Source organism: Ancylobacter rudongensis (assembly GCF_900100155.1).
In the GTDB taxonomy this organism is placed as follows: domain Bacteria; phylum Pseudomonadota; class Alphaproteobacteria; order Rhizobiales; family Xanthobacteraceae; genus Ancylobacter; species Ancylobacter rudongensis.
Genome location: NZ_FMTP01000004.1, coordinates 104236 through 125226 on the forward strand (window position 1 = coordinate 104236; position 20991 = coordinate 125226).

General features: G+C 67.0%; 20 protein-coding genes. 11 read left to right on the forward strand and 9 right to left on the reverse strand.

Annotated elements, in window-relative coordinates:
- Positions 1–60: 60 nt before the first annotated feature.
- The 4 genes from gyrB to dnaA all read right to left on the reverse strand — a co-directional run bounded on the left by gyrB (position 61) and on the right by dnaA (position 6636).
- A complete protein-coding gene (gyrB, locus tag BLO63_RS11695; RefSeq protein WP_091440591.1) occupies positions 61–2499 on the reverse strand; it encodes a DNA topoisomerase (ATP-hydrolyzing) subunit B in 2439 nt (812 codons plus the stop codon).
- A 202-nt stretch (positions 2500–2701) separates the two neighbouring features.
- A complete protein-coding gene (recF, locus tag BLO63_RS11700) occupies positions 2702–3880 on the reverse strand; it encodes a DNA replication/repair protein RecF (RefSeq protein WP_091440593.1) in 1179 nt (392 codons plus the stop codon).
- The gene (gene dnaN / locus BLO63_RS11705; protein ID WP_091440594.1) at positions 3877–4992 is read right to left on the reverse strand and encodes a DNA polymerase III subunit beta; all 1116 of its coding nucleotides are present in this window, start codon (positions 4990–4992) and stop codon (positions 3877–3879) included. Before dnaN ends, recF begins: the two co-directional genes overlap by 4 nt.
- 225 nt (positions 4993–5217) lie before the next feature.
- Positions 5218–6636: a chromosomal replication initiator protein DnaA gene (gene dnaA / locus BLO63_RS11710; protein WP_091441412.1), complete on the reverse strand. Its 1419-nt coding sequence runs from the start codon at positions 6634–6636 to the stop codon at positions 5218–5220.
- Here dnaA and BLO63_RS21125 point away from each other — a divergent pair.
- Entirely contained in the window at positions 6523–6816 is a 294-nt protein-coding gene (locus BLO63_RS21125) for a hypothetical protein (RefSeq protein ID WP_162841805.1), read from the forward strand. The two genes, dnaA and BLO63_RS21125, sit on opposite strands and share 114 nt — an antisense overlap.
- Positions 6817–7853: 1037 nt before the next feature.
- Here BLO63_RS21125 and rpsT read toward each other — a convergent pair.
- From rpsT to BLO63_RS11735, 5 genes are all read right to left on the reverse strand, one after another.
- The gene (gene rpsT, locus BLO63_RS11715; protein ID WP_091440595.1) at positions 7854–8120 is read right to left on the reverse strand and encodes a 30S ribosomal protein S20; all 267 of its coding nucleotides are present in this window, start codon (positions 8118–8120) and stop codon (positions 7854–7856) included.
- Between the two features lie 173 nt (positions 8121–8293).
- A complete protein-coding gene (locus tag BLO63_RS11720; protein ID WP_091440597.1) occupies positions 8294–9067 on the reverse strand; it encodes an enoyl-CoA hydratase in 774 nt (257 codons plus the stop codon).
- Positions 9068–9075: 8 nt separating this feature from the next.
- Positions 9076–10008: a bifunctional DNA-formamidopyrimidine glycosylase/DNA-(apurinic or apyrimidinic site) lyase gene (mutM, locus tag BLO63_RS11725; protein ID WP_091440599.1), complete on the reverse strand. Its 933-nt coding sequence runs from the start codon at positions 10006–10008 to the stop codon at positions 9076–9078.
- Positions 10009–10037: 29 nt separating this feature from the next.
- On the reverse strand, positions 10038–10673 hold the full coding sequence (locus tag BLO63_RS11730; protein ID WP_091440601.1) for an HAD family hydrolase: 636 nt from the start codon (positions 10671–10673) through the stop codon (positions 10038–10040).
- A gap of 10 nt (positions 10674–10683) precedes the next feature.
- Positions 10684–11205, reverse strand: a complete 522-nt coding sequence (locus tag BLO63_RS11735; RefSeq protein ID WP_091440603.1) for an invasion associated locus B family protein — start codon at positions 11203–11205, stop codon at positions 10684–10686.
- Between the two features lie 312 nt (positions 11206–11517).
- On the opposite strand from BLO63_RS11735, the gene coxB reads away from it, so the two are divergent.
- The 10 genes from coxB (at position 11518) to BLO63_RS11785 (ending at position 20976) form a co-directional block, all read left to right on the forward strand.
- Positions 11518–12411: a cytochrome c oxidase subunit II gene (coxB, locus tag BLO63_RS11740; protein WP_091440605.1), complete on the forward strand. Its 894-nt coding sequence runs from the start codon at positions 11518–11520 to the stop codon at positions 12409–12411.
- Between the two features lie 64 nt (positions 12412–12475).
- Positions 12476–14068: a cytochrome c oxidase subunit I gene (gene ctaD, locus BLO63_RS11745; protein ID WP_091440607.1), complete on the forward strand. Its 1593-nt coding sequence runs from the start codon at positions 12476–12478 to the stop codon at positions 14066–14068.
- A gap of 208 nt (positions 14069–14276) precedes the next feature.
- On the forward strand, positions 14277–15230 hold the full coding sequence (locus tag BLO63_RS11750) for a heme o synthase (RefSeq protein ID WP_091440609.1): 954 nt from the start codon (positions 14277–14279) through the stop codon (positions 15228–15230).
- A gap of 22 nt (positions 15231–15252) precedes the next feature.
- Positions 15253–15435, forward strand: a complete 183-nt coding sequence (locus BLO63_RS11755) for a hypothetical protein (RefSeq protein ID WP_091440611.1) — start codon at positions 15253–15255, stop codon at positions 15433–15435.
- Between the two features lie 7 nt (positions 15436–15442).
- Positions 15443–16066, forward strand: coding sequence for a cytochrome c oxidase assembly protein (locus tag BLO63_RS11760; protein ID WP_091440613.1), 624 nt, complete (start codon positions 15443–15445; stop codon positions 16064–16066).
- Positions 16067–16138: 72 nt separating this feature from the next.
- Positions 16139–16975: a cytochrome c oxidase subunit 3 gene (locus BLO63_RS11765; RefSeq protein WP_091440615.1), complete on the forward strand. Its 837-nt coding sequence runs from the start codon at positions 16139–16141 to the stop codon at positions 16973–16975.
- Between the two features lie 104 nt (positions 16976–17079).
- Positions 17080–17466, forward strand: a complete 387-nt coding sequence (locus BLO63_RS11770; protein ID WP_091440617.1) for a DUF983 domain-containing protein — start codon at positions 17080–17082, stop codon at positions 17464–17466.
- A complete protein-coding gene (locus BLO63_RS11775; protein ID WP_091440621.1) occupies positions 17463–18206 on the forward strand; it encodes an SURF1 family protein in 744 nt (247 codons plus the stop codon). The genes BLO63_RS11770 and BLO63_RS11775 overlap by 4 nt, the downstream gene beginning before the upstream one ends.
- 77 nt (positions 18207–18283) lie before the next feature.
- Entirely contained in the window at positions 18284–19693 is a 1410-nt protein-coding gene (thrC, locus tag BLO63_RS11780) for a threonine synthase (RefSeq protein WP_091440623.1), read from the forward strand.
- The gene (locus BLO63_RS11785) at positions 19690–20976 is read left to right on the forward strand and encodes a M16 family metallopeptidase (RefSeq protein ID WP_091440625.1); all 1287 of its coding nucleotides are present in this window, start codon (positions 19690–19692) and stop codon (positions 20974–20976) included. Before thrC ends, BLO63_RS11785 begins: the two co-directional genes overlap by 4 nt.
- Positions 20977–20991 lie beyond the last annotated feature (15 nt).

The following is a 20991-nucleotide window of genomic DNA, read 5'->3' on the forward strand; positions in this document are numbered from 1 at the left end:
CACCGATCGCTCACTTCTGCGCCAGCGCAGCTACCAGTCGGCCCTTCGGCCCCTGGAGCATCACACGTCGACGCTGGCGCGCAGGGCGTTGTCCTGGATGAACTCGCGACGCGGTTCGACCACGTCGCCCATCAGCCGGTTGAACAGGTCGTCCGCGTCGGCGACCTCTTTCACCTTCACCTGCAGCAGCGAGCGGGCGTCGACGTCGAGCGTCGTTTCCCACAGCTGTTCGGCGTTCATCTCGCCAAGGCCCTTATAGCGCTGGAGCGCGATGCCCTTGCGGCCGGCATCGGTCACGGCATCGAACAGGTCCATCGGGCCGAAAACCTGCGTTTCCACACCCTTGCGGCGGAGGGTGGAAAGCTCGGCATGAACCTCCTGGAGGTCGGCGGCGAGGCTGTCGAGCCGGCGCGCCTCGGCCGAACCCACGAAGGTGGCATCGAGAACCGCCACTTCCTTCACGCCGCGCACGGTGCGGGTGAAGCGGAAGCCGGCGCCATCCGCCTCGCCGACCCAGCCCCGCTCAGTGTCGTCGGCGATGAGATCGAGGCGTCGGGCGACAACCTTGGCAATGTCGGCGGCGCGCTCTTCCTCGATCAGGAGGCCGGGGGTGAGGGCGCCGGCGATTGCCGCCTGCTCGACCACCGCGCGGTTATAGCGGGGGTGAAGCCCGTTCATCACATGGCGGAACGAGCGGGCGCTTTCCAGCACATGGTGAAGATCGGCACCGCCCCGCACCTCGCCTGTCGTGAGCAGCAGCGACGCCTCGTCGAGCCCCTGTGTGATGAGGTAGTCTTCCAGCGAGCGTTCGTCCTTCAGATACTGCTCGGACTTGCCGCGCGTCACCTTATAGAGTGGCGGCTGGGCAATATAGATATGCCCGCGTTCCAGCAATTCAGGCATCTGGCGGAAGAAGAAGGTCAGGAGAAGCGTGCGGATATGGGAGCCGTCCACGTCCGCGTCCGTCATGATGATGATCTTGTGGTAGCGCAGCTTGCCGACATTAAAGTCGTCGCGGCCGATGCCCGTGCCGAGCGCGGTGATCAGCGTGCCGATCTGCTCGGAGGAGAGCATCTTGTCGAAGCGGGCGCGCTCGACGTTCAGGATCTTGCCGCGCAGCGGCAGAATGGCCTGGAAGGCGCGGTTGCGGCCCATCTTGGCCGAGCCGCCGGCCGAGTCACCCTCGACGATGAAGAGCTCGGACTTGGCGGGGTCGCGCTCCTGGCAGTCGGCGAGCTTGCCGGGCAGGGAGGCGACGTCGAGGGGGTTCTTACGCCGTGTGAGTTCGCGCGCCTTGCGCGCCGCTTCGCGCGCCGCAGCCGCCTCGACCACCTTGGTCACAAGCGATTTGCTTTCCCCCGGGTGTTCCTCCAGCCAGCTGCCCAGCGCATCATTGACCAGCGCCTCGACCACCGGCCGCACCTCGGAGGAGACCAGCTTGTCCTTGGTCTGCGAGGAGAATTTCGGATCGGGGACCTTTACCGAGAGAACGGCCGTCAGACCCTCGCGGCAATCCTCGCCGGTCGGATCGACTTTTTCCTTCTTGGCGATACCCGAGCGCTCGGAATAGCCGATGATCTGGCGTGTGAGGGCGGCGGCAAAGCCTGTGAAATGCGTGCCTCGGTCGCGCTGCGGGATGTTGTTGGTGAAGCACAGCACGTTTTCGTGATAGCTGTCGTTCCACGAGAGCGCGCATTCCACGATGATGCCGTCGCGTTCGGCGCGAATGACGATGGGCTTCGGCAGCAAGGCCTGCTTGGAGCGGTCGAGATACTGCACGAAGGCTTCTACGCCGCCCTCATACATCATCTCCTCGCGCTTGATCTCGGGATGACGCGCGTCCGTCAGCACGATCCGCACGCCCGAATTGAGGAAGGCGAGCTCTCGCAGCCGGTGCTCCAGCGTCGCATAGTCGAATTCGATATGCGTGAAGGTGTTCGGGCTCGGCACGAAGGTGACCATCGTCCCGCGCCGTCCGGCCGGTGCCGGCCCGGTCACGGCCAGCGGCTTTTCGGCGTCGCCATGGCGGAAGCGCATATGGTGCTCCAGCCCGTTGCGCCAGATCGTCAGGTCGAGCGTGGTCGACAGCGCGTTGACTACCGAGACACCCACGCCATGCAGGCCGCCTGAGACCTTGTAGGAGTTCTGGTTGAACTTACCGCCCGCGTGCAACTGGGTCATGATGACCTCGGCCGCCGACACGCCCTCTTCGTCGTGAATGTCGGTGGGAATGCCGCGCCCGTTGTCGGTCACGGTCACGGAGCCCTCGGCGTTAAGTGTCACCGTCACCTCGTCGGCATAGCCGGCGAGTGCCTCGTCGATGGCGTTGTCCACCACCTCATAGACCATGTGGTGCAGGCCGGAGCCATCGTCGGTGTCACCGATATACATGCCCGGGCGCTTGCGCACGGCATCAAGGCCGCGCAGCACCTGGATCGACTGCGCGCCATAGTCGTCCCCGTTCGCCGTGGGGGTCGGTGCGTTGTCGGGGTCGGACATGGATGAAGCTCTTCGATTCGTTTGACGTGACGGTGGTTTATACCGCAATCGCGCGGCTATTTCGTGGCTAGGGGCGCCATACTGGCGGCCGTCGCCCTGCCGGCGGGGGTCTCAAGGCGAGACGCCGTGTTGCGCGTGCCACGCAGGCGCGCGTGACCGCAGTACGATAGGAGATTTTCCCTTTATTTTCAAGGATACATGCCTAGTCCGGGTCACGGCGATGGACGTGGCCGGGTATCACCGCGAAGCGCTCGGCCTGTTCCGGAAGCGCGGCAAAGGCGGAGGGGTCCGCGCCCGTCATCCACACCTGGCCGCCAAGCGCGTCGAGCGCGGCGAACAGGGCGATGCGACGCGCGGGGTCGAGATAAGCAACGACATCGTCCAGCAGCATCACCGGCGCAATGCCGGTCATTTCAGTGACTAGCCGCGCATGGGCAAGGGCGAGGCCGATCAGAAGCGCCTTCTGCTCGCCGGTGGAGCCTTGTCCGGCGGGGATGGACTTCGGCCCGTGGCCGACGAGAAGGTCGGTCAGGTGCGGACCTTCGAGCGTGCGTCCCGCCGCCCGGTCACGCGGGCGTGCGGCGCGAAGAGCGAGCCGGTACTGGTCCTCGACGAGGGTGGCCGGCTCGCGCGCCAGCGCGCGCTCCACCTCGCCCTCAAGCGCCACCGTCGCCCAGGGAAAGGGCGCGGCATCATCACCGCCCTCGTCCCGTCCCTGCGCGATGCCGGCGGCAAGACGGCGCACGGTTTCCATCCGCGCGGCGGCAACGGCGATGGCGAGCGCGGCGAGTTCCTGCTCGACGGCATCGAGATAGCGCGGATCGGTGGAGCTGTCTTCCAGCAGACGGTTGCGCGCCCGCAAAGCCCGTTCCAGCGCGTTGACCCGCGCCCCGTGCTCGGCATCGACCGCCAAGACCAGCCGATCGAGAAAGCGTCGGCGCTCGGAAGGCGGGCCAAGGAACAATCCATCCATGTCAGGCGTCAGCCAGACGACGCGCACATGCGCGGCGAAGGCGGCGGCGGAGCCGACAGGTTCGCCATCGATGCGGCACCGCCGCGCGCGGGCCTCGCCGTCCGCCTCGACACCGGTGCCAAGCACGACCTCGCCATAGGCACCTTCGACCACGGCGGAAACCGCCCAGCCCGGCGCCTGAGTGCCGTCCGGCCCACGGGCCGCGAACTGGTCGAGGCTCGCTCGCCTGAGGCCGCGCCCGGGCGCCAGCAGGGAAATGGCTTCCAGCAGATTGGTCTTGCCGGCGCCGTTCGGCCCGAGCAGAACGATTGGGCCCTTGCCCGCACGGATTTCCGCCTGATGGTAGCTGCGGAAATCGGTCAGCCTCAGGCGAACAATGCGTGCCGTGACCGTCGCGCGCGAACTCACACGCGCATCGGCATCAGCACATAGAGCGCGCCGCGCTTTTCCGGGTCCTGGACGAGGGTGGGAGAGCCCGGATCGGCAAGCTTCAGCTCGGCGGTGCTGCCTTCGATCTGCGAGGTGATGTCGAGGAGATAGCGGCTGTTGAATCCGATATCGATCGGCTCGGCCGCGTATTCAACCTCGATCTCCTCGGTGGCGCTGCCTGAATCCGGATTTGTGACGGAAAGGGTCAGTTTGCCATCGGCGATGGAGAGCTTCACCGCGCGCCCGCGCTCGCTCGCCACGGTCGAGACGCGATCGACAGCTGAGGCGAAGTCGGCCTTGTCGACGATCAGGGTCTTGTCGTTACCAACCGGGATGACACGGCCATAATCGGGGAAGGTGCCGTCGATCAGCTTGGAGGTCAGCACCACGCGGTCGAGCGACACGCGGATCTTGGCGGCGGAGAGTTCCACCGTCACCTCGGCGTCGGCATTCTCGGCCAGCCGCTGGATCTCGGCGACCGCCTTGCGCGGCACGATGACGCCCGGCATCCCGATGGCGCCGGCGGGCGCCGTGGTCTGCGCCTGCGCGAGCCGATGGCCGTCGGTGGCGACGGCGCGAAGCACCGGCCCACCGGCATCGGCGACATGCAGGTAGATGCCGTTGAGATAATAGCGGGTCTCTTCGGTCGAGATGGCGAACTGGGTCTTGTCGACCAGCCGCTTCAGCTCGCCGGCCGCCAGCGTAAAGCTGTGTGTCATCTCGCCGGCAGCGAGGTCTGGAAACTCGTTCTCCGGCAGGGTCTGCAGCGCGAAGCGGGAGCGACCGGCCCGCACGGTGAGCGTGCCGCGATCGCCGGAGGTTTCGATCATCACCTGCGCGCCTTCGGGCAGCTTGCGCACAATGTCGTAGATCGTGTGCGCCGGCACCGTGGTGGCGCCTTCCTGCTGCACCTCGGCGGCGATCGTCTCGACGATCTCGATGTCGAGGTCGGTGGCGCGCAGGGCGAGGCCGCGCGGATCACTGCGCATCAGCACGTTGGCGAGGATCGGAATGGTGTTGCGCCGCTCGACGACACGATGAACGTGGGCCAGAGACTTGAGCAACTCGGCCCGCTCGACAGTGACCTTCATGGCCGCGACACCCGTGGCTTTACGAAAAAGGGAAGGCGCACGAGGCACGGGCGGCCGGACGATGCCCGGCCACGCACCCCGGGCAGCGGCGCAGCTGCGCCGCCGGGGGCGACGACATTGCCGCCACTGGCGTATCAAGGCAAGCGGCGCACCCCGTCGATGCGCCTAAATGATGGGGAAATCTACGGGGATAGTGGGGAGCAAGCTGCCAGGCGGCGCTTTCGGCTACTCTTCGTTGACCAGCCGCTTCAGCGTTTCCACCTCGTCGGCCAGCACGCGGTCGGTGCCGACAAGGCCGTCGATCTTGCGCACGGCGTGCAGCACGGTCGTGTGATCGCGACCGCCGAAACGTCGGCCGATCTCGGGCAGCGAGCGCAGGGTCAGCATCTTCGCAAGGTACATCGCGATCTGGCGCGGCTTCACCACATTGGCGGTGCGGCGCTGGGAGAGGATGTCGGCACGGCTGACATTATAGTGCTTGGCGACGACGCGCAGAATGTCGTCCACCCGCACGCGCTTGGGCTCGCTGGAGCGCACCAGGTCGCGCACAGCTGTCTCGGCCATCTCCAGGGTGATGGCGCGCGAGGTCAGCTGATTATGCGCGAGCAGGCGGTTCAGCGCGCCGTCGAGGTCGCGGCCGTTCTGACCGCAATTGCGGGCGATGAAGTTCAGCACGTCCGGCGGCACACCGAAGCCGGGATGCTGGTGCGCGAGGGTGGCGATGCGGGCGGCCAGGATTTCGAGTTTCAACTCGTCATCCAGCGGCGCGATTTCGACCACGAGGCCACCGGCGAGGCGCGAACGTACCCGCTCCTCCAGTGCGTCGAGTTCGGCCGGCGGACGGTCGGCGGCGATCACCACCTGGCGGCCGGAATCCATCAGGGCGTTGAGCGTGTGACAGAATTCCTGTTGGACGCTCTTGCCCTGCAAGAACTGCAGGTCGTCGATAACAAGCGTGTCGATGCCGCGCAGCTGCTCCTTGAAGGCCAGCGAGGACTGGCTCTTCAGTGCGGCGACGAAGCCGTACATGAAGCGTTCGGCGGTGAGGTAGACGACGCGGCGGCCATGGTCGGCGCCATCGGCGGCAATGGCCTGGAGCAGGTGCGTCTTGCCGAGGCCGACGGCCGCGTGGAGATAAAGCGGGTTGAAGACCGGCCCGCTGCCGGACGGAGCATGGGCCACCTTCAGCGCCGCAGCGTGGGCGAGGCGGTTGGAATCACCAAGACGATAGGTCGAGAAATTCAGACGGGGGTCCAGCGGCGATCCGTTGGCCACTTCCGCCGGATTTGCCATGGCGATCGATACGGGCGTCGCGACGTCGGCCTCGATGGGTGCGGCGGGCCGCGTCACAGCGGCGCGCACCGGCATCGGCGTGGCGCCCGGCGCCCGCATCACCGCTGTGCGGACGATCAGTTCGACGCGGTCGGCCGAGCCCTCTTCCTGCCAGAGCGCTACCAGGCGCTCTATATAGTGCTGCTGAATCCACGTCTTGAGGAAGCGTGTGGGGACGGACAGCCGCACGAATCCATCATGGATTCCATCCAGTTCGATGCGCGGGAACCAGCTCGAATACACCTCTTCGCCGACTTCGGCGCGCAGACGGCGGCGTACACGATCCCACGCTTCGCGTGCGTCCGTGTCCAGCCCTGCCCGCGCACCAGCGCGTGCCGCCACGCCGGGGAACTGGGCTTTGCTAGAGGGTTCGATGCCATCTTTGAACATATCGGCTCCGCGCTTTTTATGCGGTTGTTGGGACACACGAGAGCCATGCCGTCACGCAGGATCGCAGGCGCGACCGAGCGGGCGACAGGCTCATCAGTGTGAATGGAGTGGTCGACGTCGCCTTGCGGCCGTCCATCAATCGGCGGGGGATGTCATTAGACGACCCGCATCAGCGCCTCAATAGGCGAATGGACTAGCATATGAGGCTCACGCGGAACGCAGCTTGACTGAGGGTTTCGTCTTTCGTCGTCGCCGACGCCATCCACCATCGTAATGGTGGGGCGTTCGGGGCACGCACCCTCTTGTGCGCTCATTCGCGTGGTCATAGCAGCCCCTTCACGGCAAGATCATTGCCGCCCTTAAAAGTTCAGATTGTTATGATTCAACTAAAAATCGGCAACACTACGCACTATGCTGACAAGTTCTTCTCTTGGGGAAGATATGTCGTTTGACGCCAGGCGACAGCAAATCTGGTTGAGGTAGGGTCATGAATACAGCACACACCACCCTCCTCACGTTGCAATGAGCCGTTCCAAAACTCAACTTTTCGCTGAGGTGTCCGGCCGGACCGGATGAAGACAACATACACAGCACCCCCCTGCGGTGCAACGTCATCGGCGTCGCAGCAGTGGCATCTGAGTGCCGCACGCCGCTGATTCGGGCGCCCAAAAAAGAGCCATCAGTCGGCAAATCTCTGAGTCACTTGCAAGATTCATCGAGGCGGATTGGCGGGTCTTTCCGCAGCTAAATTTGCATGGGAGGGGGGAGGGGCGGGTCGGGAGAGGGTGATTCGAGAGGGTGTGGCGAGTGTGGGTCATAAAGTAATGAAAAATAAGGGAAAATTCTGCGCGGCGCGCTCGCAATTTGACAGCGATTTTGCGATTTTTGGCCTTGCTCGGGGTGGCGCTTGAGTCAAGGAGCATCGCTCCTCGGGATCAAGGAGTTTGAGCCGTGACCAACCTCTGTGACACTTTTGCAACGTCGTTCGCAGCGGCCGTGCGACCGCCCCAGCCATGCCCGGGGGAGCAGCAACCCCGCCACTTCGCAAATGCGAAAAGCCCGGCACAGGGCCGGGCTTCACGTCATATCGATCGTCTTGATCGGGTCTGCCTGCAAGTCATCCCTGCAAGCCGAGGCGTTCAGGCGCTAAGCTTGGCCAGACGCTGCGCCAGACGCGAAACCTTGCGCGAGGCGGTGTTCTTGGGCAGCACGCCCTTCTGGGCGGCGCGCATGATTTCCGGCTCGGCATTCTTGAAGGCCGCACCCGCCGCATCCTTGTCGCCGGAGGCCAGAGCCTCCTCGACCTTGCGCACAAAGGTGCGCATCCGCGAACGGCGGTTCTTGTTGACCTCGGTCCGGCGCTCAATCTTGCGAGCCGCCTTTTTGGCGGAGGGCGTATTGGCCATCGGCCATCCTCTTCATCTTCGCAAGGACGCCACGTACCGCGCCTTGCCGAAATGTCGGTTGCAAATGATTAAGCAGAGCTGACCCCGGAGGAGCTCCGCGTGAGTGGCGGGCTTATAGTCGGGGGGCGCCGCCGCGTCAATATGCAAGGCGCGAGCGGCCGCGATGGCAATGGTTAATTGTTGGTGAAAGAGGCTCCGCGCTTGTCCGCAAAGGCAGTCATTCCTTCTTTCTGGTCGGCCGTGGCGAACAAGCTCTGGAAGAGCCGGCGTTCGAATCGGATTCCTTCGGCCAGTGAGGATTCGAAGGCGCGGTTGACGCTCTCCTTGGCCATCATCACCGAGGGGAGCGACAGGCCGGCGATGGTGTCGGCGACCTTCATCGCCTCGGCCTTCAGCTCAGCTAGCGGGACCACGCGCGAGACCAGGCCGTAGCGGTCGGCTTCCTCGGCGGTGAGGGTGCGGCCGGTGAGGATCATCTCCATCGCCTTGGCCTTGCCGACCGCCCGGGTTAGGCGCTGCGAGCCGCCGGCGCCCGGTATGATGCCGAGCTGGATCTCCGGCTGGCCGAAGCGGGCATTGTCGGCGGCGAGGATGATGTCGCACATCATCGCCATCTCGCAGCCGCCGCCGAGCGCGTAGCCGGCGACCGCGGCGACCACCGGCTTGCGGCAGCGCGACAGCCGTTCCCAGGAGGTGATGAAGTCGTCGACATAGGTCGAGGGAAAGCCAAGCCCCTGCATTTCCTTGATATCTGCTCCCGCCGCGAAGGCGCGCTCGGAGCCGGTGAGGACGATGCAGCCAATGGCCGGGTTGCGCTCGAAGCCGTCCAGCGCCCGGCCGAGCTCGTCGATCAGCGCGGCGTTGAGGGCGTTCAGGGCCTTGGGGCGGTTGAGGGTGATGACGCCGACGCGCCGGTTGGTTTCGACGAGGATGGTGTCGTAGGACATGGCGGCTCCTAGCGCTGGCAGGCGGCACAATAGAAGGTCGAGCGCCCGCTTTGCACAAGCCGGGCGATGGTTCCCCGGCATTTGGGGCTCGTGCAGGCGCCGCCCTCGCGGTCATAGACGCGGAAGGTGTGCTGGAAATAGCCAAGCGTACCGTCCACTTGGGCGTGGTCGCGCAGGGTCGAGCCGCCGGCCTTGATGGCCTCCTCGAGTACCATCTGGATGGTCTCGACCAGCTGGACGGTCAGTGCGGTGGGGTGGCCGGTCGGTGCGGTGAGGGTGAAGGCCGCACGTTCCGGCGAGAGGCCGGCGCGGTGCAGCGCCTCGCACACATAAATATTACCCAGCCCGGCGACGACCTTCTGGTCGAGCAGCGCCGCCTTGATCGGGGTGCGGCGCCCGGCGAGGGCGCGGGCCAGCGCTTCGGGGGTGAAGTCGGCGCCCAGCGGCTCGGGCCCGATGTCGCGGAACAGCGGGTGCGCCGCCAGGCCCTCGCGCGGCAGCAGGAACATGGCGCCGAAGCGGCGCGGGTCGTTGTAGACGATCTCCACGCCGCCTGCCGCACCTGTCGGGCTCCCGTCGGCGCTGCCTTCCATGCGCAGCACGACATGGTCGTGGGCGGCGAGGCGCGAGCGCGGCAGGTGGAAGTCGCCCGGAGTTTCCGGCGGGCCGGTGTCGGGCTCGATGCGGAACGAGCCGGACATGCCCAGATGCATGACCAGCACCTCGTCGATGCCGCCGGCATCGGGTCCCACATCCGCCATGAGGTATTTCGCCCGCCGCTCCAGCCGGCGCAGCGTCCGTCCGGTCAGCCGCTCGGCGAAGCGCTCGGGCAGCGGCCAGCGCAGGTCCGGCCGCCGGGCCACGGCCGCCAGGATGCGGCGGCCCTCCATGACCGGGGCGAGGCCCCGCCGGACGGTTTCGACTTCGGGCAGCTCGGGCATGGATGAAAAGGGCTCGCGGCGAAAAGGCTTCAGGCGACCATATGGTGCGCGCGCAGGAACGTCGCGAGCTCGGCCGCCCGGGTGAAAAGGTGGGCGCGCAGCCCCGCCTCGCGGGCGCCGGCGATATTGGCGGGCTTGTCGTCGATCATCACCGCCTCGCCGGGGGCGACGCCATAGCGGGCGGCGACGCCTTTATACACGGAAGGGGACGGCTTCTTCGCCCCGAACTCGCAGGCGACATGCATGGCCGGGCCGAACAGCGCCCGCAGTTCCGGCACCAGCACGTCGAAATGCTCGCGCATGATGTGGCCGTTATTGGTGAGCAGGGCGATGGGCGCGCGCGCCCGCACCTCCTCCGCCAGCGCCAGCGCCTCCGGGTCCAGCGTCATGGCGAGGGCGCGCGTGCGCAGCCAGTCGGCGCGGCCGAACGGCACGCCGAGTGCCTGCGCGATGGCGGCGAGATAGGCGTCGGGGGTGAGGTGGCCGAGGTCGGAGGCGTTCTCGATGCCGCTGTGCCAGACGAGGCGCTCGACATCGGCGGCGGAGAGCCCCGCCGGAGCGCCCATGGCGGCGCGGCGGGCCTCGACATCGTAGTGCAGCAGCACGTCATCCATGTCGAAGATGACGAGGCGGGGAGGGGAGGCGTCCCCGGCGGCCGCAATCATCGGCGCCGCCTCACGGAAGCGCGTCGTAGCCCTGGCCGAACCCGTTGAGATTGAGCGGGATGCCGATGCCCTCATCCGGCTCGGGCGTCTCGCGGATGACGAAGATCGCCTTGGTGCCGTTGCGCAGGCGTTCCATCAGCGTGGCGTCCATCTCCACCTCGGCGACGCAGCCATTGGGCACGCAGCGCACGAAGCCGACGCTGCCGATGGGCGTGTCGTCGATGATGAGGCCGAGGCCGGAGGGCAGCAGCACGCCGAGCGGCGCGAGCACGCGCAGCAGCGACTTGCCGCTGTCGCGCATCTTCAGCACGATGGCGGTGAGCCCGACATTGGGGCGGTCATCCGCCTGCACGCTCTGCAGCAGCACGCATTGCTCGGACTGGGCGCCGGGCGGGGTGTCGCACCGGATCTGCCATTCGCCATGAACCGAGCGCACGACGCCCTGCGCCGCCGCCCCGTCGAAGGAGGCGAACAGCGCCGCGACGGCAAGCGCCGCGACAATGGCTGAACGGAGGGCCGCGAAGCCGGGCATGGCTGTCTCCCGAAAAGTGTCGTTCGCTATGTCTTCTAAAGAATCGGCGGCGGGGGACAAGGCGAATCGTGCGTGGGGCCCTTTTCCACCGCTCCCCAGGGCAGGAGGCGGTACAAGCCCGAGCGTGATGTCAAGAATGCGGCAATCCATCGCCCCACGGAGATAGAACGGTTCCAGGCACCCGACGTCATGTCGCAGGAGGGTACCCCCCCTGGCGCGTTGCTCAGGTGTCCTTTTTGTGTTTGATGAAGATCAAATCACGCTGGCCCGACACGCGATTGCCATCGCTTCATCCGGGCCACGGGGAAGCTGATGGGAGTGACGTTCGCGATGAATTCGTGGGTCCGCAACGCTGCACGCCGGACGGCCGGCCTTGCCGGTGGGGTGCTCGGCATGCTGGCGCTGGCTTTTACCGGGGCCGCGCTGGCGGAAACGGGACAGCCTTCGCCCTGGCAGATCAATCTTCAGGGGGCGGCCTCTCCGGTGATGGAGAGCATCCACTCCTTCCACTTCTTCCTGCTCGTCATCATCGTCGCGGTCGTGCTGCTGGTGCTGGCGCTGCTGATCGTGGTGATGGTGCGCTTCAACGAGAAGGCCAATCCGGTGCCTTCCCGCACGACGCATCACACCATGATCGAGGTGGTGTGGACGGTGGTTCCGGTGCTCATCCTGGTGGCGATCGCCATCCCCTCCTTCCGGCTGCTGTTCCTGCAGCTGGACCTGCCGAAGGCGGACCTCACCGTGAAGGTGACGGGCCACCAGTGGTACTGGTCCTATGAATATCCCGACAATGGCGCCTTCAGCTTCGACAGCCTGATGGTGCCGGAAGCGGACCTGAAGCCCGGCCAGCCGCGCCTGCTCGCGGTCGACAACGACGTGGTCGTGCCTGTCAACAAGGTGGTCCGCATCCAGGTGACGGCCGCCGACGTGATCCACTCCTTCGCTCTTCCGTCCTTCGGCGTGAAGATCGACGCCCTGCCGGGCCGGCTGAACGAGAGCTGGTTCCAGGCGACCAAGGAAGGGATCTATTATGGCCAGTGCTCCGAGCTGTGCGGCAAGGACCACGCCTTCATGCCCATCGCCATCCGGGTGGTGAGCGAGGAAGAGTTCGCGGCCTGGGTCGAGACGGCCAAGCAGGAATTCGCCGGGGCTCCGGCGCCGGCGCGTGTCGCGCAGGGCGACGTGGCGGGCATTGCTGCCCGCTGAGAGTGCCGGTTCGGCGCATTGAAGTTTCTAAGTGCCTGAAAGGGCGCGAATGAGGGACGGTTCCATGGCATACGCAGCCGGTCACGCGGGCGATCCGACGGGTTGGAAGCGCTGGGTCTATTCGACCAACAACAAGGACATCGGTGTGATGTACCTGATCTTCGCGATCATCGCGGGGATCGTGGGCGGCGCCCTGTCCATCGGCATCCGTATGGAGCTGCAGCAACCGGGGATGCAGATCTTCTCCGATCCGCAGACCTTCAACGTGTTCACCACCGGCCACGGCCTCATCATGATCTTCTTCATGGTGATGCCGGCGATGATCGGCGGCTTCGGCAACTACTTCATCCCGCTGATGATCGGCGCGCCGGACACCGCCTTCCCGCGCATCAATAACGTGGCGTTCTGGCTGCTGCCGCCCGCCTTCGGGCTGGCGATCCTGTCGCTGTTCGTCGAGGGCGCGGCCGGCTCCACCGGCTTCGGTGGCGGCTGGACCATCTACCCGCCGCTGTCGAGCAAGCTCGGCCATCCCGGCCCGGCGATGGACCTGCTGATCCTGTCGCTGCACATTGCCGGCGCCTCCTCGATCCTCGGCGCGATCAACCTGATCACGACGATCCTCAACATGCGCGCCCCGGGCATGACGCTGCACAAGATGCCGCTCTTCGCCTGGTCGCAGCTTGTGACCGCGTTCCTGCTGCTGCTGTCGCTGCCGGTTCTGGCCGGCGCCATCACCATGCTGCTGACGGACCGCAATTTCGGCACCACCTTCTTCGACCCGGCCGGCGGCGGCGACCCGATCCTGTTCCAGCACCTGTTCTGGTTCTTCGGCCACCCGGAAGTGTACATCCTGATCCTGCCCGGCTTCGGCATCGTCTCGCACATCGTCTCGACCTTCTCGCGCAAGCCGGTGTTCGGCTATCTCGGCATGGCCTATGCGATGGTAGCGATCGGCGTGGTCGGCTTCGTGGTGTGGGCGCACCACATGTACACGGTCGGCCTGTCCTCCTCGACCCAGGCCTATTTCGTCGCCGCGACCATGATCATCGCGGTGCCGACAGGGGTGAAGATCTTCTCCTGGATCGCCACCATGTGGGGCGGGTCGATCTCGATGCGCGTGCCGATGCTGTGGGCGATCGGCTTCATCTTCCTGTTCACGGTCGGCGGCGTCACCGGCGTCGTGCTCTCCAATGCCGGCATCGACCGCTCGCTGCACGACACCTATTACGTGGTGGCGCATTTCCACTACGTGCTGTCGCTCGGCGCCGTGTTCGCCATCTTCGCCGGCTGGTACTACTGGGTGCCGAAGATGTTCGGCTACATGTACAGCGAGGGCATCGCCAAGGTGCACTTCTGGCTGACCTTCATCGGCGTCAACCTGGTGTTCTTCCCGCAGCACTTCCTCGGCCTCGCCGGCATGCCGCGCCGCTATGCGGACTATCCGGACGCCTTCGCCGGCTGGAACTTCGTCTCCTCGATCGGTTCCTACATCTCCGGCTTCGCGGTGCTGGTGTTCCTGTTCGGCATCTACCGGATGTTCGCCGCCAAGGTCCCGGCCGGCGCCAATCCGTGGGGTGAAGGCGCGACCACGCTGGAATGGACGCTGAGCTCGCCGCCGCCCTACCACCATTTCGACGTGCTGCCCAAGATCAAGTGAGCCGGCGCACGCCGTGATCGACCACCCGGCGCGGGTCATCCGCGCCGGTCGCCTGCAGGGCGCCGGGCCGGCTCTGGCCCGCCCCCGGGTTTGCGGCGGCGGCTTCCAGCGGGAGCGCCGGTCCTGAGAGCCTAAAGCGCCAAGAGCGCATCGCCCCGGCGGTGCCGGCAATGAGAGCATCGCCTTGGGCGATGCCGGAGTTGAGTGAATGAGCGACATCGCCTCGCGCGAATTCGACCTGACCCCGACCGAGCCGCGCGCGCCCGGCACGCCGTCCTATGCCTCGGTGGCCGACTATGTCGCGCTGCTGAAGCCGCGGGTCATGTCGCTGGTGATCTTCACCGCGCTGGTCGGCATCGTCCGTGCGCCGGGCGAGGTGCACCCGGTGATCGCCTTCACCGCCCTGCTGTGCATCGCCATCGGCGCCGGCGCCTCGGGCGCGCTCAACATGTGGTGGGACGCCGATATCGACGCGGTGATGACCCGCACCCGCCGCCGCCCGATCCCCGCCGGCCGGGTGACGCCGGGCGAGGCGCTGGCCTTCGGCATCACGCTGGCGGTCGGCTCGGTGCTGGTGCTCGGCCTGCTGGTCAACGCGCTCTCCGCCGCGCTGCTCGCCTTCACCATTTTCTTCTATGCCGTCATCTACACGATGTGGCTGAAGCGCTGGACGCCGCAGAACATCGTCATCGGCGGCGCCGCCGGCGCCTTCCCGCCCATGGTCGGCTGGGCGGCGGCCTCGGGCGGCATCGGGCTGGAGAGCATCCTGCTCTTCCTCATCATCTTCTTCTGGACCCCGCCGCATTTCTGGGCGCTGGCGCTCTACAAGTCGGGCGACTATGCCCGTGCCGGCGTGCCGATGCTGCCCGTCGTCGCCGGCCCTTCCGAGACGCGCCGGCAGATCCTGCTCTACACGCTGCTGCTGGTGCCGCTGGCGATGTCGCCCTTCTTCCTCGGCATGGCCGGTCTCGGCTATGGCATCGTCTCGGGCGTCTCCGGCGCGCTGATGCTGCTCCTGGCGGTGCAGGTCTATCGCCGGCGCGAAGGCGCGGCGGCGGAGGTCGCGGCGCGGCGGCTGTTCGGCTTCTCGATCCTTTATCTTTTCCTGCTCTTCGCGGTTCTCCTCATCGAGGCGGTCGCGCCGGCCGGCTTCGGGCTGTGAGCGCATGGCGGCGAGGGCTGGTATGAGCGACAAAAGCAACCCCCCCGGTCAGGAACCCGACGGCGTGGTGCTGACCGAGGAGCAGAGGCGCAGCCGGCGCGCCCGTTCCATCGCCATAGCGGTGGTGCTGGCGGCGCTGTGCGTGCTGTTCTACGTCGTCACCATCGTCAAGCTCGGCCCCGCCGTGCTTGTCCGGCCGCTGTGAGGTTGCCATGGCAGCAGAACGCGAAGACCCGGTCGAGGCTCCCGCCGCGCAGGCGGCCCGGCGTCGCGCCCGCAACCACCGCACGGTGGCGCTGAGCTGCGCCGCCTTCGTCGCCGTGATGACGGGCGCGGCCTTTGCCGCCGTGCCGCTCTACCAGATGTTCTGCCAGGTCACCGGCTTCGGCGGCGCCACGCGGGTGGCGGCGGCGGCCCCGGGCGCGCCGCTGGAGCGCATGGTGGAGGTGCGTTTCGACGCCAACACCGCCCCCGGCCTCGACTGGAGCTTCACGCCCGAGCTTCGCTCGGTGGATGTGCGGGTGGGCGAGACCAAGCTCGCCTATTACCGCGTGCACAACCGCAGCTCCCAGCCGGTCACGGCGTCGGCGACCTACAACGTCACCCCCACCCAGTCGGGCTACCACTTCGCCAAGATGCAGTGCTTCTGCTTTACCGACCAGACGCTGCAGCCCGGCGAAACGCTCGACATGCCCGTCGTCTTCTTCGTCGATCCGGCCTTCGCCGAAGATCCGGAGATGCGGGGCGTCAAGACCATCACCCTTTCCTACACCTTCTTCCCCAAGGCGGCCCCGCTCGCCGCCGGCACGTTGAAGGACGGAAAGGCGCCCCTTTAACCGGGCGGAACGCCACATTGCGGCCGCGCCGACGGCCCGCTAGAGAAATAGACGGAACGGAGAGCGCGACCCATGGCCGAGGCCCACGCCAAACATCACGACTACCACCTCGTCGATCCGAGCCCGTGGCCGTTCGTCATTTCGGTTTTCGCCTTCATCCTGGCCGTTGGCGCGGTGTTCTGGATGCATGGCCAGATGACCTCGCTGGTGATGATCGTCGGCCTGCTCGGCGTCATCTACACCATGGCCGTGTGGTGGCGGGACGTCATCCGCGAGGGTGAACACGAGCACCACCACACGCCGGTGGTGCAGCTTCACCTGCGCTACGGCATGATCCTGTTCATCGCCTCCGAGGTGATGTTCTTCGTCGCCTGGTTCTGGGCCTTCTTCGACGCCTCGCTGTTCGTCGGCGAGGAGATCAACTTCGCCCGCGCCACCGCCACGGGCGGCGTGTGGCCGCCGACGGGCATCGAGACCTTCGATCCCTGGCACCTGCCGCTGCTCAACACGCTGATCCTGCTGACCTCGGGCACCACGCTGACCTGGGCGCACCACGCGCTGGTGCATGGCGACCGCCAGAGCGCCAAATGGGGCCTGTGGCTGACGGTCGGCCTCGGCTTCATCTTCTCGCTGCTGCAGGGCTTCGAGTACAGCCATGCCGAGTTCGCCTTCTCCGGCAACATCTATGGCGCCACCTTCTTCATGGCGACCGGCTTCCATGGCTTCCACGTCATCGTCGGCACCATCTTCCTGGCGGTGTGCCTGGGCCGTCTCTATGCCGGCCATTTCACCCCGACCCATCATTTCGGGTTTGAGGCGGCGGCCTGGTACTGGCACTTCGTCGACGTGGTGTGGCTGTTCCTGTTCACCTTCATCTATGTCTGGGGCAGTGCCGGCGCCCCGCACTGAACCGGCGACAGCTTTCGGCAAGGGGCGGCTTCGGGCCGCCCCTTTTTCGTTATGTGGCGAAATGCCCGTGCCGCCCCGGCCCGGAATGGGAGTAGAAACCGGCCATGGACCTGCAACCTTACGATAGCGGGGTCTCGCCCTATACGGCCGGCCTCACCTGCCGCTGCCCGCGCTGCGGCCGGGGCAAGCTGTTCAACGGCTTCCTCACCGTGGCGCCGTCCTGCACCGCCTGCGGGCTGGACTACAGCTTCGACGATTCCGGCGACGGGCCGGTCGTGTTCATCATCCTCGCCGCCGGCGCGCTAGTGGTGGGGCTGGCGCTGTGGGTGGAACTCACCTGGCAGCCGCCCTTCTGGGTACATGGGCTGCTCTGGACGCCGCTGGTGCTGATCGCCACGCTCGGCCTGCTGCGGCCGCTGAAGGCGACGCTGATCGCGCTGCAATATGCCAAGCGCGCGCAGGAAGGCCGTCTCGACAAGGGTGATGCGTGAGCGAGGAAGCTCCCTTCTGGCGCCGGCTGCTGCCGGCGGCCGTGGCGACGCTGGTCGCGTTCGGCATCCTGGTCGGGCTGGGCGTGTGGCAGCTGGAGCGCCTCGCCTGGAAGGAATCGCTGGTCGCGCAGGTCGAGGCCCGCATCCACCAGGCGCCGGTGGCGCTGCCGCCGGAGGCCGACTGGAGCCAGATCGACTTTGCCAATGATGAATATCGCCGCGTCACGACGCAGGGCCGGTTCCGCCATGACCTCGAAGTGCAGGTCTATGCGCTGGTGGACCAGGAGCCGGATGGCTCGGGCGGGCCGGGCTACTGGGTGGTGACGCCGCTCGGGCTGCCCGATGGCGCCTTCGTGCTGGTCAATCGCGGTTTCGTGCCGCTGGAGCGCAAGGCCCCCGCCAGCCGCCCCGAGGGACAGGTGGACGGGCTCGTCACCGTCACCGGGCTGCTGCGCCTGCCAGAAGAGGCGGCGTTGTTCACCCCGGCCAATGATGCCGCCGCCGATAGCTGGTATGTGCGCGACCCGGAAGCGATCGCCAGCGCCAAGGGGCTGGTGCGGGTGGCGCCGTTTCTGATCGATGCCGATGCGAGCGCCAATCCGGGCGGCCTGCCGCGCGGCGGGCTGACGCGGATCGCTTTTCCCAACCGGCATCTCGAATATGCGCTGACCTGGTTCGGGCTGGCCGCCTCGCTGCTCGGCGTGTTCGCCGCCTATGCCTGGGGCCGGCGCCGACGCTGAGGTCTTGAGCACGCGCTTGCTTGCGCATGCGCGCCCCCGCCACTAGTTTGCGGCCACTTTCTCCAGCGGAGGCGCGCGTGCGCTACATCTCGACCCGCGGCGAGGCCCCCGTGCTCGCCTTCTCCGATGCCCTGCTCGCCGGCCTCGCCCGCGATGGCGGCCTGTATGTGCCCGAGGCCTTTCCGGTGCTCGCCCCTACGGCGATTTCCGCGCTGGCGGGGCATACCTATGCCGAGGTGGCCGGACGGGTGATCGCGCCCTTCGTCGATCCGATCTTCACGCCCGACGTGCTCCGGCCGATGCTGGAGGCGGCCTATGCCAGCTTCCGCCACCCCGCCACCACGCCGCTGGTGCAGATCGCCCCGAACCGCTTCGTGCTGGAGCTGTTCCACGGCCCGACGCTCGCCTTCAAGGACGTGGCGATGCAGCTGCTGGGCCGGATGATGGACCATGTGCTGGCCGCCCGCGACCAGCACGCCACCATTGTCGGCGCCACCTCGGGCGATACCGGCAGCGCGGCGATCGAGGCGTTTCGCGGCTCGGCCCGCACCGATGTGTTCATCCTCTACCCCGCCGGGCGGGTCTCCGAGGTGCAGCGGCGGCAGATGACGGCGGTGCCGGACGCCAATGTCCACGCCATCGCCATCGACGGCACCTTCGATGACTGCCAGGCGCAGGTGAAGGCGATGTTCAACCATCACGCCTTCCGCGACCGGCAGCGCCTCGCCGGGGTGAACTCGATCAACTGGGCCCGCATCGTCTCGCAGGTGGTGTATTATTTCGTCGCCGGCGTGGCGCTGGGCGCGCCGCACCGCAAGGTGTCCTTCGTGGTGCCGACCGGCAATTTCGGCGACGTGCTCGCCGGCTATGTCGCCAAGCGCATGGGCCTGCCGGTCGACCGGCTGGTGGTGGCGACCAATGTGAACGACATCCTCGCCCGCACCCTGGAGACCGGGCGCTACGAGGTGAGCGGCGTGCGGCCCTCCTCCTCGCCCTCGATGGATATCGAGGTGTCGTCCAATTTCGAGCGCGTGCTGTTCGAGACGCTGGACCGTGATGCCGGCGCGCTGCGTGGGCTGATGGCCTCGCTGGCGCAGGCGGGGGCGTTCTCGCCGCCGAACGGGGCCATGGAAGCGCTGCGGGGCGATTTCGACGCCGGACGGGCGGACGAGGCGCAGACGGCGGAGACGATCGCCCGGGTGCGGGCGGAGACGGGCTATCTGCTCGACCCGCACACGGCGGTCGCCGTCTCGGTGGCCGAGCGCGTCGCCCATGACCCGCATGTGCCGCAGGTGGTGCTCGCCACCGCCCATCCGGCGAAGTTCCCCGACGCGGTCGAGCGGGCCTGCGGCGAGCGCCCGGCGCTGCCGCCGCATCTGTCCGACCTGATGGAGCGGCCGGAGCGGCTGCCGACGCTGCCCAACGACCTCTCGGCGATCGAAGCCTATATCACCCGGCACGCCCGGGCCTCGGAGACGCTCGCTTGACCAAGGACCTTCCCGCCGGCCCGCGCATCACCACGCTCGACAACGGCATCACCGTCATCACCGATTCCATGCCGCATCTGGCGACCACCTCGCTCGGCATCTGGGTGGGGGCGGGGGCGCGCGACGAGGCGGCCGACGAGCACGGCATCTCGCACCTGCTGGAGCATATGGCGTTCAAGGGCACTCGGCGCCGCTCGGCCCGCGGCATCGCCGAGGAGATCGAGGCGGTCGGCGGCGATATCAACGCCGCCACCAGCGTCGAGCACACCTCCTATAACGCACGGGTGCTGGGCGCCGACATGCCGCTCGCCCTGGAGGTGCTCGCCGACATTCTCGCCGAGCCGGCCTTCGATCCCGAAGAGCTGGCGCGCGAGCACAATGTGATCGAGCAGGAGATCGGCGCCGCGCTGGATACGCCCGACGACCTGGTGTTCGACCTGTTCCAGGAGCGGGCCTTCCCCGGCCAGCCGATCGGCCGCTCGATCCTCGGCACGGCGGAAAGCGTGCGCTCCTTCGGACCGGACAAGCTGCGCACCTATCTCGGGCGCAATTACCGGGCGCCGAAGATGATCGTGGCGGCGGCCGGTGCGGTCGAGCATGAGGCGCTGGTGGCGGAGGCGGAAAAGCGGGTGGCGAGCTTTGCCGCCGCCGACAAGCCCGAGGCGGTGCCCGCCCGCTATGAGGGCGGGGTAGAGATCGGCGGCGGGCGCGAGCTGGAGCAGGCGCATCTGCTGATCGGCCTGCCCGGGCTTTCCTATCGCGATCCCGGCATCCACGCGCTGCAGGTGTTCACCAATGTGCTCGGCGGGGGCATGTCGTCGCGGCTGTTCCAGGAGGTCCGCGAGGCGCGGGGCCTGTGTTATGCGGTGTATTCCTTTCATTGGGGCTATGCCGATACCGGCCTGTTCGGCGTCTATGCCGGCACCGATGGCGGCGATGTCGGCGAACTGGTCGATGTGGCGGTGGACCAGATTCTCATCACCATCGACAGCATGACCGAGGCGGAACTCTCGCGCTCCAAGGCGCAGGCCAAGGTCGGGCTGCTGGCGGCGCTGGAGAGTTCCGGCGCCCGGGCGGACCAGCTGGCGCGGCAGATGCTGGCGTTCGGGCGGCCCATCCCGCTGGAGGAAATCGTCGCCAAGGTGGAAGCGGTGACGCTGGACGATGCCCGCGCGGCGGGAAAAGCGCTGATCGGGCGCGGGCGGCCGACCTTCACCGCGCTGGGTCCGGGAAAATCGCTTGAATCGGCGGCGCGCATCGCGGAACGTCTCAGCGCAGCATAACCGCCGTCGGCAGCG

What these genes read in the sequence shown, in the direction of transcription:
- gyrB (WP_091440591.1), bottom strand. Translation starts at nt 2,499, where the DNA reads ATGTCCGACCCCGACAACGCACCGACCCCCACGGCGAACGGGGACGAC.
- dnaN (WP_091440594.1), bottom strand. Translation starts at nt 4,992, where the DNA reads ATGAAGGTCACTGTCGAGCGGGCCGAGTTGCTCAAGTCTCTGGCCCAC.
- BLO63_RS21125 (WP_162841805.1), top strand. Translation starts at nt 6,523, where the DNA reads ATGGATTCCATCCAGTTCGATGCGCGGGAACCAGCTCGAATACACCTC.
- rpsT (WP_091440595.1), bottom strand. Translation starts at nt 8,120, where the DNA reads ATGGCCAATACGCCCTCCGCCAAAAAGGCGGCTCGCAAGATTGAGCGC.
- BLO63_RS11720 (WP_091440597.1), bottom strand. Translation starts at nt 9,067, where the DNA reads ATGTCCTACGACACCATCCTCGTCGAAACCAACCGGCGCGTCGGCGTC.
- mutM (WP_091440599.1), bottom strand. Translation starts at nt 10,008, where the DNA reads ATGCCCGAGCTGCCCGAAGTCGAAACCGTCCGGCGGGGCCTCGCCCCG.
- BLO63_RS11730 (WP_091440601.1), bottom strand. Translation starts at nt 10,673, where the DNA reads ATGATTGCGGCCGCCGGGGACGCCTCCCCTCCCCGCCTCGTCATCTTC.
- BLO63_RS11735 (WP_091440603.1), bottom strand. Translation starts at nt 11,205, where the DNA reads ATGCCCGGCTTCGCGGCCCTCCGTTCAGCCATTGTCGCGGCGCTTGCC.
- coxB (WP_091440605.1), top strand. Translation starts at nt 11,518, where the DNA reads ATGGGAGTGACGTTCGCGATGAATTCGTGGGTCCGCAACGCTGCACGC.
- ctaD (WP_091440607.1), top strand. Translation starts at nt 12,476, where the DNA reads ATGGCATACGCAGCCGGTCACGCGGGCGATCCGACGGGTTGGAAGCGC.
- BLO63_RS11750 (WP_091440609.1), top strand. Translation starts at nt 14,277, where the DNA reads ATGAGCGACATCGCCTCGCGCGAATTCGACCTGACCCCGACCGAGCCG.
- BLO63_RS11755 (WP_091440611.1), top strand. Translation starts at nt 15,253, where the DNA reads ATGAGCGACAAAAGCAACCCCCCCGGTCAGGAACCCGACGGCGTGGTG.
- BLO63_RS11760 (WP_091440613.1), top strand. Translation starts at nt 15,443, where the DNA reads ATGGCAGCAGAACGCGAAGACCCGGTCGAGGCTCCCGCCGCGCAGGCG.
- BLO63_RS11765 (WP_091440615.1), top strand. Translation starts at nt 16,139, where the DNA reads ATGGCCGAGGCCCACGCCAAACATCACGACTACCACCTCGTCGATCCG.
- BLO63_RS11770 (WP_091440617.1), top strand. Translation starts at nt 17,080, where the DNA reads ATGGACCTGCAACCTTACGATAGCGGGGTCTCGCCCTATACGGCCGGC.